10 protein-coding genes are annotated in these 12,447 nt (G+C 65.6%); 7 read left to right on the plus strand and 3 right to left on the minus strand.

Going from position 1 to position 12,447, the window contains the following annotated elements; translation table 11 throughout:
• Positions 1-47: 47 nt before the first annotated feature.
• Positions 48-512 carry a helix-turn-helix domain-containing protein gene (locus tag DCM80_RS30880; RefSeq protein ID WP_257195111.1) on the plus strand — a complete coding sequence of 155 codons (465 nt, stop codon included), beginning with the start codon at positions 48-50 and terminating at the stop codon, positions 510-512.
• A gap of 178 nt (positions 513-690) precedes the next feature.
• Here DCM80_RS30880 and DCM80_RS30885 read toward each other — a convergent pair whose 3' ends face one another.
• A complete protein-coding gene (locus tag DCM80_RS30885; protein WP_028135921.1) occupies positions 691-930 on the minus strand; it encodes a hypothetical protein in 240 nt (79 codons plus the stop codon).
• A gap of 226 nt (positions 931-1,156) precedes the next feature.
• Here DCM80_RS30885 and topA point away from each other — a divergent pair, with 226 nt between their 5' ends.
• The 6 genes from topA to rpmG all read left to right on the plus strand — a co-directional run bounded on the left by topA (position 1,157) and on the right by rpmG (position 9,580).
• The gene (gene topA, locus DCM80_RS30890) at positions 1,157-3,931 is read left to right on the plus strand and encodes a type I DNA topoisomerase (RefSeq protein ID WP_257195112.1); all 2,775 of its coding nucleotides are present in this window, start codon (positions 1,157-1,159) and stop codon (positions 3,929-3,931) included.
• 34 nt (positions 3,932-3,965) lie between these two features.
• Entirely contained in the window at positions 3,966-6,326 is a 2,361-nt protein-coding gene (gene rnr, locus DCM80_RS30895; RefSeq protein WP_257195113.1) for a ribonuclease R, read from the plus strand.
• Positions 6,320-6,760: a DUF983 domain-containing protein gene (locus DCM80_RS30900; protein WP_257195114.1), complete on the plus strand. Its 441-nt coding sequence runs from the start codon at positions 6,320-6,322 to the stop codon at positions 6,758-6,760. The genes rnr and DCM80_RS30900 overlap by 7 nt, the downstream gene beginning before the upstream one ends.
• Before the next feature lie 34 nt (positions 6,761-6,794).
• Entirely contained in the window at positions 6,795-7,544 is a 750-nt protein-coding gene (locus DCM80_RS30905; RefSeq protein WP_257195115.1) for an NUDIX hydrolase, read from the plus strand.
• Positions 7,545-7,879: 335 nt separating this feature from the next.
• Entirely contained in the window at positions 7,880-9,205 is a 1,326-nt protein-coding gene (locus tag DCM80_RS30910) for an LLM class flavin-dependent oxidoreductase (RefSeq protein WP_257195116.1), read from the plus strand.
• Between the two features lie 207 nt (positions 9,206-9,412).
• Positions 9,413-9,580, plus strand: coding sequence for a 50S ribosomal protein L33 (rpmG, locus tag DCM80_RS30915; protein WP_007603295.1), 168 nt, complete (start codon positions 9,413-9,415; stop codon positions 9,578-9,580).
• 71 nt (positions 9,581-9,651) lie between these two features.
• On the opposite strand, the gene DCM80_RS30920 is transcribed toward rpmG, so the two are convergent.
• Together DCM80_RS30920 and DCM80_RS30925 are read right to left on the minus strand one after the other, a co-directional pair.
• Positions 9,652-10,932: an amidohydrolase/deacetylase family metallohydrolase gene (locus DCM80_RS30920; protein WP_257195117.1), complete on the minus strand. Its 1,281-nt coding sequence runs from the start codon at positions 10,930-10,932 to the stop codon at positions 9,652-9,654.
• 261 nt (positions 10,933-11,193) lie between these two features.
• Positions 11,194-12,432: an MFS transporter gene (locus DCM80_RS30925; RefSeq protein WP_257195118.1), complete on the minus strand. Its 1,239-nt coding sequence runs from the start codon at positions 12,430-12,432 to the stop codon at positions 11,194-11,196.
• Between the last annotated feature and the right edge of the window lie 15 nt (positions 12,433-12,447).

Genomic DNA, 12,447 nt, shown 5'->3' on the forward strand with positions numbered 1-12,447 from the left:
GCGCGTGATCGGCGTTCGAATCGTGCGAACGCGACAGGACCGGAACGATGGTGAAACGAACGAGCTTCGAGGGCGATTCCTGCCCGATCGCGCGCTCGCTGGAGGCGATCGGCGATCGGTGGTCGCTGCTGATCATCCGCGAGGCGCTGTTCGGCGTCCGCCGCTTCGGCGAATTCCAGAGCAAGCTCGGCATGGCTAAGAACATACTGTCCGTGCGGCTGCGTTCGCTGGTCGATCACGGCATTCTCGCCACCGCCCCCGCCTCGGACGGCAGCGCCTATCAGGAATATGTGCTGACGCCGAAGGGCCGCGGCACCTTCCCGATCCTGGTGGCGCTGCGGCAATGGAGCGAGGAGTTCGACGATCGCCCCGAGGAGATCGCGACCATCCTGGTCGATCGCGAGAAGGGCCGCCCGGTGAAGAAGCTGGAAATGCGCGCGGCGGATGGGCGCCTGCTCTCGCCGGCGGAGACGATGCTGAAGCCGCGGCCGTCGCGACGGCGGTCGGCGTAACGGCGCGCGAAGGCTCAGGTCTCGTGCCCCTGACGCAGCGCAGCGTCCCTTCGACGATGCGCTGCAGAGCCGGGGCCCATGTTGCGGCGAGACGTGAGGCTTGCTGGGTCCCGGCTCTGCGCAGCAACGCCAAGAGCGTTACAGCGCGTCCGGGACAAGAGAGAGATGGCCGGCGCCGCTACGACAGCTTGCGCTTGCTCCGCAGCCTCAGATGCTCGTCGGCCTCGAGCTTGGTCATGCCCAGCAGATAATGCAGCACGGCGAGCTTGTGCTGCTCGGCGAGCTTGCGTAGCGCCCCGACCTGCTCGGCGATGAAGGCGACGGCCTCGTCCGCGCCGCCCTCTCCCGGTTCCTCGTGACGCGAGCCTCGCGGCGCGCCGACAGGGGCGCGCGCCCGTTTCTTCCCCGGCCTAGTCACCAGACCCCACCCGAATCCATGCCCCAGGCGACATTACGCCGACATCGGCCGCAACTCCAAGGTGGTGTTTTGCAACTTTTTCGATATGAAACTTTTCCCATTCGGCGCACCTTCGGCACCCGTCGATTTGACAGCGGAGGCCTCACCACCCATGTTCGGGTCGAAACGGCCGACCCGAATCCTTTCGTTTTCGGCCCCAGATTTTCCCGTAAGTTACTGGAACTACATGAATATCGTCATTGTGGAGTCGCCGGCGAAAGCCAAGACGATCAACAAATATTTGGGCTCGTCCTATGAGGTTCTGGCCTCGTTCGGCCATGTCCGCGACCTGCCCGCGAAGAACGGTTCCGTCGATCCCGATGCCAATTTCAAGATGATCTGGGAGGTCGACCCCAAGGCGGCCGGCCGGCTCAACGACATCGCCAAGTCCCTGAAGAACGCCGACCGCCTGATTCTCGCCACCGACCCTGATCGCGAGGGTGAGGCCATCTCCTGGCACGTGCTGGAGGTACTGAAGGAAAAGCGCGCGCTGAAGGATCAGAAGATCGAGCGGGTGGTGTTCAACGCCATCACCAAGCAGGCGGTCTCGGACGCCATGAAGCATCCGCGCCAGATCGACGGAGCGCTGGTCGACGCCTATATGGCGCGCCGCGCCCTGGATTACCTCGTCGGCTTCACCCTCTCCCCGGTGCTGTGGCGCAAGCTGCCGGGCGCCCGCTCCGCCGGCCGCGTGCAGTCGGTGGCGCTGCGCCTCGTCTGCGACCGCGAGCTCGAGATCGAGAAGTTCGTCGCGCGCGAATATTGGTCGCTGATCGCCACCCTGCTCACCCCGCGCGGCGATGCGTTCGAGGCCCGCCTCGTCGGCGCCGACGGCAAGAAGATCCAGCGCCTTGATATCGGCACCGGCGCGGAAGCCGAAGACTTCAAGAAGGCGCTGGAAGCGGCGATCTACGCCGTCACCGCGGTCGATGCCAAGCCGGCCCGGCGCAATCCGCAGGCGCCCTTCACCACCTCGACGCTGCAGCAGGAAGCCAGCCGCAAATACGGCTTTGCGCCGGCGCACACGATGCGGATCGCGCAGCGGCTCTATGAAGGCATCGACATCGGCGGCGAGACCACCGGACTCATTACTTATATGCGTACCGACGGCGTGCAGATCGATCCGTCCGCGATCACCCAGGCGCGCAAGGTGATCGGCGAGGATTACGGCAACGCCTATGTGCCGGATGCCCCGCGCCAGTACCAGGCCAAGGCCAAGAACGCGCAGGAAGCCCACGAGGCGATCCGCCCGACCGACATGTCGCGCCGCCCCGCGAGCATGAGCCGCAGGCTCGATGCCGATCAGGCGAAGCTCTATGAGCTGATCTGGAAGCGCACCATCGCGAGCCAAATGGAATCGGCCGAGCTCGAGCGCACCACCGTCGACATCACGGCGAAGGCAGGCTCCCGCATGCTGGAGCTGCGCGCCACCGGCCAGGTCGTCAAGTTCGACGGCTTCCTGGCGCTCTACCAGGAAGGCCGCGACGACGAGGAGGACGAGGATTCACGCCGCCTGCCCGCGATGAGCCCGAACGACGCCCTGAAACGGCAGTCGCTCTCCGTCACCCAGCATTTCACCGAGCCGCCGCCGCGCTTCTCGGAAGCCTCGCTGGTCAAGCGCATGGAAGAGCTCGGCATCGGCCGTCCCTCGACCTATGCCTCGATCCTGCAGGTCCTGAAGGATCGCGGCTACGTCAAGCTGGAGAAGAAGCGCCTGCACGGCGAGGACAAGGGCCGCGTCGTGATCGCGTTCCTGGAGAGCTTCTTCAGCCGCTACGTCGAGTACGACTTCACCGCGGGCCTCGAGGAGCAGCTCGATCGCATCTCCAACAACGAGATCTCCTGGCAGCAGGTGCTGAAGGATTTCTGGACCGGCTTCATCGGCGCCGTCGACGAGATCAAGGATCTGCGCGTGGCGCAGGTGCTCGACGTGCTCGACGAGATGCTGGGGCCGCACATCTATCCGCCCCGCGCCGACGGCGGCGATATCAGGCAGTGCCCGAATTGCGGCACCGGCCGGCTCAATCTGAAGGCCGGCAAGTTCGGCGCCTTCGTCGGCTGCTCGAACTATCCGGAGTGCCGCTACACCCGCCAGCTCGCCGCCGATGGCGAGGCCAGCGCCGACCGTTCGCTCGGCCAGGACCCCGATACGGGTCGCGATGTCTGGGTCAAGGCCGGCCGGTTCGGACCCTACATTCAGCTCGGCGAGCCGAAGGATTATGAGGAAGGCGAGAAGCCCAAGCGCGCCGGCATCCCGAAAGGCACCTCGCCTGCCGATGTCGATCTCGAACTCGCGCTGAAGCTGTTGTCGCTGCCGCGCGAGATCGGCAAGCATCCGGAAACCGGCCAGCCCATCACCGCCGGGCTCGGCCGCTTCGGGCCGTTCGTCAAGCACGAGAAGACCTACGCCAGCCTCGAGGCGGGCGACGAGGTGTTCGACATCGGCCTCAACCGCGCGGTGACGCTGATCGCCGAAAAGGTCGCCAAGGGCCCGAGCCGGCGCTTCGGCGCCGATCCCGGCAAGGCGCTCGGCGACCATCCCACTCTCGGCACCGTCACCGTGAAGAGCGGACGCTACGGCGCCTACGTCACCGCCGGCGGCGTCAACGCAACGATCCCTGCCGAATTCGAAAAGGACACCGTCACGCTCGCCCAGGCCATCACCCTGATCGACGAGCGCGCGGCCAAAGGCGGCGGCAAGAGCGGCGGCAAGGCCAAAGCCAAGAAGGCGGCAAAGCCGGCCAAGGCCAAAAAGACTGCAGAGAAGGCCGCGGACGGCGAGGACACCCCGCCAAAGCCGAAGAAACCGGCCGCGAAGAAGGCAGCCAAATCGAAAACCGAATCCACCAGCAAGGCGCGCGCCGCCGTGCCGTCGACGGCAAAAACGTCGCCGACCAAGGCCGCCGCCGCCAAATTATCGACCAGCAAGGCTCCGGCCAAGAAGAGTGCCGGCAAGACTTAGGTAGCAAGACTTGAGATCAAGAATTAGAGGTTAAGTGAAACGCAAGAATGACCATGGCTTTCCCGACCGGCAAGCCATCGTCGCCTTCATCAAGGCAAATCATGGAAAGGCCGGAACCCGCGAAATCGCACGCGAGTTCGGCCTGAAGAACGCCGATCGCGCCGAGCTCAGGCGCATGCTGCGCGAGCTCGCCGACGACGGGATCGTCAAGAAGAAGCGCCACAAGGTGTCCGAGCCAGACGCGCTGCCACCGACGCTGCTCGCCGACATTACCGGACGCGACGCCGACGGCGAATTGATCGCCTCCCCCGCCGAATGGGACGAGGTCGAAAGCGGCGAGCCGCCGAAGATCCTGATCGAGATGCCGCGCCGGCCCAGGCCCGGCACCGCCGCCGGCGTCGGCGACCGTGCGTTGCTGCGCGTCGAGCCGACCGGCGAGGACGAAGGCCCGGCCTGGCGCGGCCGCATCATCAAGGTCATCGACAAGGCCAAAAGCCGCATCCTCGGCGTATTCCGCGAGCTTCCCGAAGGTGGCGGGCGGCTCGTGCCCGTCGACAAGAAGTTCGCCGACCGCGAGCTGAACATCGCCAAGACCGATACAGGTGGCGCACAGGATGGCGACCTCGTCAGTGTCGACATCGTCCGCTCGCGCGGCTTTGGTCTGGCCTCGGGCCGGGTCAAGGAGAAGCTCGGCTCGGTCAAGTCGGAGAAGGCGATCAGCCTGATCGCGATCTACGCTCACGACATCCCGCTGCAATTCTCTTCCGCCGCGGAGCGCGAAGCGGAAGCCGCCGAGCCCGCCAACCTGAAGGGCCGCGAGGACTGGCGCGACGTGCCGCTCGTCACCATCGATCCGCCGGATGCGAAGGATCACGACGACGCGGTGCATGCGCAACCCGATGACGATCCCAACAACAAGGGCGGCTTCATCGTCAATGTCGCCATTGCCGATGTCAGCTTCTACGTGCGGCCCGGCTCGGCGCTCGACCGCGACGCGCTCGATCGCGGCAACTCGGTCTATTTCCCCGACCGCGTCGTGCCGATGCTGCCGGAGCGCATCTCCAACAATCTCTGCTCGCTGGTGCCGGGCGAGCCGCGCGGCGCGCTCGCGGTGCGCATGGTGCTCGGCCCCGACGGCCGCAAGCGCTCGCACAGCTTCCACCGCATCCTGATGCGCTCGGCGGCGAAGCTCGCTTACGCGCAGGCCCAGTCCGCGATCGACGGCCGGCCCGACGACACTACCGGCCCCCTGCTCGATCCGATACTGAGGCCGCTCTACGCCGCCTATGCCTGCGCCAAGCGCGCGCGTGACGAGCGCGATCCGCTCAATCTCGATCTGCCCGAGCGCAAGATCCTGCTCAAGAGCGACGGCACGGTCGATCGCGTCGTGGTGCCGGAGCGACTCGACGCGCACAAGCTGATCGAGGAGTTCATGATCCTCGCCAACGTCGCGGCCGCGGAAATGCTGGAGAAGAAATCGCTCCCGCTGATCTACCGCGTGCACGACGAGCCGACGCTGGAGAAGGTCCACGCGCTCTCCGAGTTCCTGGAGACGCTCGACATTCCCTTCACCAAGTCAGGCGCGCTGCGCCCGACCCTGTTCAACCGCGTGCTGGCCCAGCTCGAAGGCCACGATTATTACCCGCTGGTCAGCGAGGTGGTGCTGCGCGCGCAGGCGCAGGCGGAATATTCCTCGGAGAATTACGGGCACTTCGGCCTGAACCTGCGCCGCTACGCGCATTTCACCTCGCCGATCCGCCGCTACGCCGACCTCGTCGTGCACCGCGCGCTGGTCCGCGCGCTGGGCTTGGGCGAAGGCGCCCTGCCCGACAGCGAGACGCCGGAAAGCTTGGGCGAGGTCGCCGCGCATATTTCGCTGACCGAGCGGCGCGCCATGAAGGCGGAGCGCGAGACGGTCGACCGCCTGATCGCGCATCACCTCGCCGACCGCATCGGCGCCAGCTTCCAGGGCCGCGTCTCCGGCGTCACCCGCGCCGGCCTGTTCGTGAAGCTGAGCGAGACCGGCGCCGACGGATTGATTCCGATCCGATCCCTCGGCACGGAATATTTCAACTATGACGAGAGCCGTCACGCGCTGGTCGGCACGCGCAGCGGCACCATGTACCAGCTCGGGGACGTCGTCGATGTCCGCCTGATCGAGGCCGCTCCCATCGCGGGCGCGCTGCGCTTCGAGCTGCTGTCATCCTCCAGCGAGACCGCGCCACGCCAGCGCCGGCCGCTCGGTGCGCAGCGCAAATCTTCCAAGCCCCATCCCGGACGCAGTCCGGAGAGAAAACGCAAGCCGGCGAAGCCGAAATCCGGCAAGCCTGGAAAGGGCAAGGGAAAGAACAAGGGAAAGAACAAGGGCAAAGGCAAGAAGGGCAAGGCATGGTGACGATGAGCACGGCCCCGAAAATCTGGACGCGCGAGACCGGTCTCGTCGAGAAGCGCGACCTCTTTGCGGCGATGCGGCGCGGCTTTCGCGGCCGCTGCCCGCGCTGCGGCGAGGGCAAGCTGTTCCGCGCTTTCCTGAAGACGGCGGACAATTGCGCCGCATGCGGTCTCGATTTCACGCCGCACCGCGCCGACGATCTGCCCGCCTATCTGGTCATCGTCATCGTCGGCCACATCGTGGTGCCGGCCGTCTTGTGGATCGAGACCAATTACACCACGCCGGTCTGGATCAGCTTCGCCGCCTATCTGCCCTTCACCTTCGTCGCCTCGCTCGCGCTGCTGCAGCCGGTGAAGGGAGCTGTGGTCGGCCTGCAATGGGCTCTGCGCATGCACGGGTTTGACGACAACCCTCCGGATGGTATTCCGCCGGTGTAGGCAAAAATAATCAAGAAGCGTTTTGGGTGAGGACATGACGGACACGTCGCAAGCGGACGAAAAGGCAAGAATTCACGAGGGCAAGGAAGCCGACCACCATCCCTATTTCCGTCCGAAGGATGCCGCGACGCTGATCCTGGTCGATCGCAGCGGCGCGATCCCGAAAGTGCTGGTCGGCAAGCGCCACGACAAGGTGGTGTTCATGCCCGGGAAGTTCGTCTTTCCCGGCGGCCGCGTCGACAAGGCCGACTATCGCGTGCCCTGTGCGGCGCCCATCACGCCCGAGCTGGAGGCCAATCTCGCCAAGGGCAGCCCGAAGACGCCGGCCTCGCGCGCGAAATCGCTGGCGATCGCCGCGATCCGCGAAGCCTGCGAGGAGACCGGCCTTTGTCTCGGTCGCAAGGCAGAGGTGAAGGCGAAGCTCGAAGGTCCGTGGAAGCCGTTCGCCGATGCCGGCCTCTTGCCCGATCCGTCCAGCCTGTTCCTGATCGCCCGCGCGATCACCCCGCCCGGCCGCGTCAAGCGCTTCGACACGCGCTTCTTCACCGCGGATGCCTCGGCGATCACGCACCGCATCGACGGTGTGATCCATGCCGAGGCCGAGCTGGTCGAATTGGTCTGGGTCGAGCTCGGCTCGAAGCCGCTCGCCGACCTGCATCCGATGACGCGCAACGTGCTCAACGAGCTCGACAGCCGCCTTGCCACCGGCCCGCTCCGCCACGACGCACCGGTGCCGTTCTTCCATTTCTATGGCGGCAAGATGCAGAAGGATGTTTTGGGCTGAGCCGCTCTCGGCGTCATTCCCGAAGCGTTGCAAGTTTCTTCTTGGCAGCCGTCGAGCGCACGCCTCGTCCTTCGAGACGACCGCTTCGCGGTCTCCTCAGGATGAGGCTAGGCTGCATTCTTGCCTGTTGAATCTGGCGCCGCGACTTCAGTCCTCATCCTGAGGGCCCGCCAACGGCGGGCGTCTCGAAGGATGGCCGCAGGCGACGGCTGAAACGACGAGATTGTGCTGAGCGCACATCGAAAAACAAAATAATCTTCCCGCCGCCCGCCGATGGCGGAGCTCCGCCGCGTCCCTATGTCTTCCCCAGCGTCACCAAGAACGGACACCGGGCGATGGCACAACGGCAACTCAAGCTTGGCGCGTTCATGCGCCCGATCAGCATCCACACCGGCGCCTGGCGCTATCCCGGGGCCTGGCCCGACGCCAATTTCAACTTCCCGCACATCAAGCAGCTGATCCGAAAGCTCGAGGCCGGCAAGTTCGACGCCTTCTTCATGGCCGATCACCTCGCCGTCCTCAACATGCCGATCGACGCGCTCAAGCGCAGCCACACCGTGACCTCGTTCGAGCCGTTCACGCTGCTGTCGGCGCTCTCGGCCGTCACCGAACGCATCGGCCTGATCGCGACAGGCTCGACCACCTTCGACGAGCCCTATCACGTCGCGCGCCGCTTCGCCTCGCTCGATCACATCAGCGGTGGCCGCGCGGGGTGGAATATCGTCACGACGTCAAACCCGGACGCCGCACTCAACTTCGGCCTCGACGATCACATGGAGCACGCCGAGCGCTACAAGCGCGCCCGTGAATTCTACGACGTCGTCACCGGCCTGTGGGATTCCTTCGCCGACGATGCCTTCGTGCGCGACGTCGAGAGCGGGCTGTTCTTCGATCCCGCCAGGATGCACACGCTCGACCACAACGGCAAATATCTGAAGGTGCGCGGTCCTCTTAACATCGCCCGTCCCGTGCAGGGCTGGCCCGTGATCGTGCAGGCCGGCGCCTCCGAGGACGGCAAGCAGCTCGCGGCCGAAACGGCGGAAGCCGTGTTCACCGGCGGCGGCAGCCTTGCCGACGGGCAGAAGCTCTATGCCGACATCAAGGGCCGCATGGAGAAGATCGGCCGCGACCCCGAGCATCTGAAGATTCTTCCCGGCGCCTTCGTCGTGGTCGGCGACAGCGTCGATGAAGCCAGGGAGAAGCGCGCTTTGCTCGACAGCCGCGTGCATTACGACAGCGCCATCGCCTCGCTCTCGGTCATTCTCGGCACCGACGCCTCGACCTTCGATCCCGACGGGCCCCTGCCCGAGATTCCCGAGACCAATGCCAGCAAAAGCGGCCGCCAGCGCATGGTCGATCTCGCCAGGCGCGACAAGCTCACCGTGCGCCAGCTCGCCCAGCGCGTCGGCGGCTATGGCGGGCTCTCGTTTGTCGGCACCGCCAAGACCATCGCCGACCAGATGGAGGAATGGCTGGTCGGGCGCGGCTGCGACGGCTTCAACATCATGTTCCCGTTCCTGCCCGCCGGCCTCGACGATTTCGTCGACAAGGTGGTCCCCGAGCTGCAGCGGCGCGGGATTTTCCGCAAGGAGTATGAAGGGGCCACTTTGAGGGAGAATCTGGGCCTGCCTCGGCCGAAAAACCGCTTCTTCGAGGCCTGATCGGCCCGATTTGGGTGGTTTTCGGGATTAGAGCCCCTGTCGGGGCTCTAGGTTGTTGTTTTTGACGCGTTTTCTTCACGCGAACCGGTGCCCACTTCGCTCGAAAACGCTTCGAAAACTTGACATCGAGCGGTTTCTGGCTAGGTTGCCGGCCAACGCGGGCCGTTTGGCCGGCTCCAGATTCCCCGATATTCTGAGGTTCAGAACATGGCCAAAGCGGTCACCATCAAGGTCAAGCTCGTGTCCTCGGCCGACACCGGCTTCTACTACGTCGCCAAGAAGAATTCGCGCACCATGACCGACAAGCTGGTCAAGAAGAAGTACGATCCGGTCGCGCGCAAGCACGTCGAATTCCGCGAAGCCAAGATCAAGTAAGATCGCGGTACACGCTGAAGATGATTGCGGGGCCCTTTCGGGCCCCGTTTTCGTTGGGGTCGCAGGCGGCGCTATCTCACCGCGAACGGCGCCTGATAAGGCCGCCCGAAGGGCACCCCGTTGATCACGGTCTGGACCGGCTTGAGATGGGCCTTGCCGTCCCTCTTGTTGTTGCGGGTGTCGACGAAGCTGACCGGCCCCTCCGCCAGCTCCATGATGGCGACGTCGCCGGGCGCACCGACTTGCAGCGTGCCGATCTTCGGCGCGCGATCGATGATCTTCGCCGGAGCCATGGTGGCCATCGCGACCACCTGCTCGAGCGTGAAGCCGAGCGTCATGAACTTGCTCATCACGTTGGGCAGGAACGGAATGCCCGGCGAATTGCCGGAGAAGACGTGGATGTCCGAGGAGATGGTGTCCGGCGCGCAGCCGCCGGCGATCGCGACCTCCGCCACGGTGAAATCGAAGCTGCCGCCGCCATGGCCGACGTCGAACATGACGCCGCGCTGCTTGGCGGCGAGCGCCGCGGGCAGCAGCTTGCCGTCCTGAACGATGTTGGTGAAGACGTTGGACATGTTCGGGGCGCCCGAATAGGCGTGCGTCAGCACGTCGCCCGGCCGGAGCAAGTCGAGGATCTGCGTCATCAGCTCCTTGGACTCGACGCCGCCGATATGCACCATCATCTTCGCCGGCCAGCCGCACATCTCGCACGCCTGGATGGCGCGCTTCAGCGGCTCGAGCCCGTGCTTGTAGATCACGTTCTCCGACATCCGCACTTTGACCCCGAGCAGGAAATCGCGGTTCTCGGCGAGTGCCATTGCGCAGGCTTCGGTCTGGGCGACGTCGATATTGTACAGCTCGGCGGCCGGGAACGCCGACAGGCCGTTGTTGGCGATGTGGACGAACGCGTACATCCGCGCCCGCGTCTGGGCCACGATGAAGCGGCGCAACGCCGCGAGATTGTTGACCCCGGCATCGCCCGCCGAGACGACGGTCGACGTGGCCTGGAATTGCACGAGTTCGTCGGCCGGAATCCCAATCGCCGAGCCGTAGGGATAGACGTGACAATGCAGATCGATGAGACCGGGCATCACCAGCTTGCCCGACGCATCGATGCTCTTCAGCGCCCGCTCGGCGGGGATCGCCTCTTGGACCGTCTCGATCATGCCCCAGCGGATGCCGATATCGCGCCTGGCGCGCAGCGACTGGCTGGGGTCGAGCACCTCGCCGCCGCGGATCACCAGGTCGTATTTATCGTTCGGGCCCATCGCGGCCCGCACCGGCGCGGCGAGACCGACGGCGGCGGCGGATGTCGAAAGTGCCAGGAAATCACGGCGTGACAACGCGGACATGATGGTCCCCCCTATGTTGTTGTTTGTGGCTTCGACGAACGGCTCCGCCTCCGGCGCCAACGCAGGCATTCAGAATGAAAGGATTGGAGCTGGAGTCACGTCGGCCAGAGATAGCGATCCTACGATCGCATCCAGGCCCTGGCGAGCTGCGAAATTTTTCCAGAACCGCATGAACCTTACGGGACCAGCGCAGACTAAAGTGGCTGCATCCGCTGGGCCGAACACGCTTGGCTTGCCGGCGGCTGACATGCCAATTGGCCTTTACACTGTCCGCAGCACCGGCGCCGGCGGCTGCGACGGCCTGACCAGCGCGAACGCCACCTGCACGATGCCGCCGGCAAGGCCGAGCGCCACACCGATGCGCCAGGCCATGGTGTAGGAGCCGAGCGCGTCGTAGAGCACGCCGCCGCCGTAGGCACCGAGGAAGCTGCCGATCTGGTGGCTCATGAAGGCGAGGCCCTGGATCATCGCCTGCCAGCGCAGGCCGAACATCTCGGCGACGGCGCCCGCGACCAGCGGGCCGACGCCCATCCACAGGAAGCCCATGATCGCGCCGAACAGCAGCGTCGAGAACGGCGTCGCCGGCAGCGTGAAGTACCAGGCGAGCGCCAGCGAGCGCAGGATATAGATGCCGCCCAGCAGTGCGAGCTTGTTCCAGCGCTGGCCGGCCCAGCCGAAGAACAACGAACCCAGCACGTTGAAGCCGCCGATCATGCCGAGCGTCTGCGCGCTGAGCATCGGATCGAGGCCGCATATCGCCAGATAGGACGGCAGATGCGTGGTGAGGAACACGAGCTGCATGCCGCAGACCAGATAGGCGCAGGTCATCACCACGAAGGACGCATTGCCGAACGCGGTTTTTGCCGCGGTCACCGCGCTGGCTTCGTCGATCTCGTCGGCGGCCGGCTTCGGCAGCGGCACCTGGTCGACACGCCCGGCGTACCACGCCGCCGGGATCATCAGCACGGACATGACGACGAAGCCGGCAAGGCCGACGCGCCAGCCAAAGCCCTCGTTCAGCATCTGCCCGATCGGCGCCGACAGCAGTGCGCCGAGCGAGCCCGCGCCGGAGACGATGCCGAGCACCGTCGAGCGCACCGTCGCAGGGACCGCGCGTGCCGCCACCGACATCGCGATCGCGGCCGCGGTGCAGGCCAGCGACGTCCCGATCAGCACGCCGGCGCCGATCATGATGCTGACCATCCCGTTCGCGGTCGCCATCAGCGCGAGGCCGACGATGTACAGCAATGCGCCGACGATCATGACTGGCCGGAAGCCGTAGCGCGCCGTCATCGCGCCGGCGAGCGGCTGCAGAAAGCCCCAGGCGAGGTTCTGCACCGCCAGCGCCAGCGTGAAATCCGAGATCGAGATGTGGATATCGCGCGTCAGCGGCTGCATGAAGATGCCGAGGCTCTGCCGCAGCCCCATGCTCAGCGTCAGCATGATCGAAGCGCCGATCAAGATCGGCAAGGTCGGACGCAGGACCTGCAGCAGGGGCATTCTTCTTCTCCCTTT

The sequence above is a fragment of the Bradyrhizobium sp. WBOS08 genome, from assembly GCF_024585125.1.
In the GTDB taxonomy this organism is placed as follows: Bacteria; Pseudomonadota; Alphaproteobacteria; order Rhizobiales; family Xanthobacteraceae; genus Bradyrhizobium; species Bradyrhizobium japonicum_B.

What these genes read in the sequence shown, in the direction of transcription:
- DCM80_RS30925 (WP_257195118.1), bottom strand. Translation starts at nt 12,432, where the DNA reads ATGCCCCTGCTGCAGGTCCTGCGTCCGACCTTGCCGATCTTGATCGGC.
- topA (WP_257195112.1), top strand. Translation starts at nt 1,157, where the DNA reads ATGAATATCGTCATTGTGGAGTCGCCGGCGAAAGCCAAGACGATCAAC.
- DCM80_RS30910 (WP_257195116.1), top strand. Translation starts at nt 7,880, where the DNA reads ATGGCACAACGGCAACTCAAGCTTGGCGCGTTCATGCGCCCGATCAGC.
- rpmG (WP_007603295.1), top strand. Translation starts at nt 9,413, where the DNA reads ATGGCCAAAGCGGTCACCATCAAGGTCAAGCTCGTGTCCTCGGCCGAC.
- DCM80_RS30905 (WP_257195115.1), top strand. Translation starts at nt 6,795, where the DNA reads ATGACGGACACGTCGCAAGCGGACGAAAAGGCAAGAATTCACGAGGGC.
- DCM80_RS30920 (WP_257195117.1), bottom strand. Translation starts at nt 10,932, where the DNA reads ATGTCCGCGTTGTCACGCCGTGATTTCCTGGCACTTTCGACATCCGCC.
- DCM80_RS30880 (WP_257195111.1), top strand. Translation starts at nt 48, where the DNA reads ATGGTGAAACGAACGAGCTTCGAGGGCGATTCCTGCCCGATCGCGCGC.
- DCM80_RS30900 (WP_257195114.1), top strand. Translation starts at nt 6,320, where the DNA reads ATGGTGACGATGAGCACGGCCCCGAAAATCTGGACGCGCGAGACCGGT.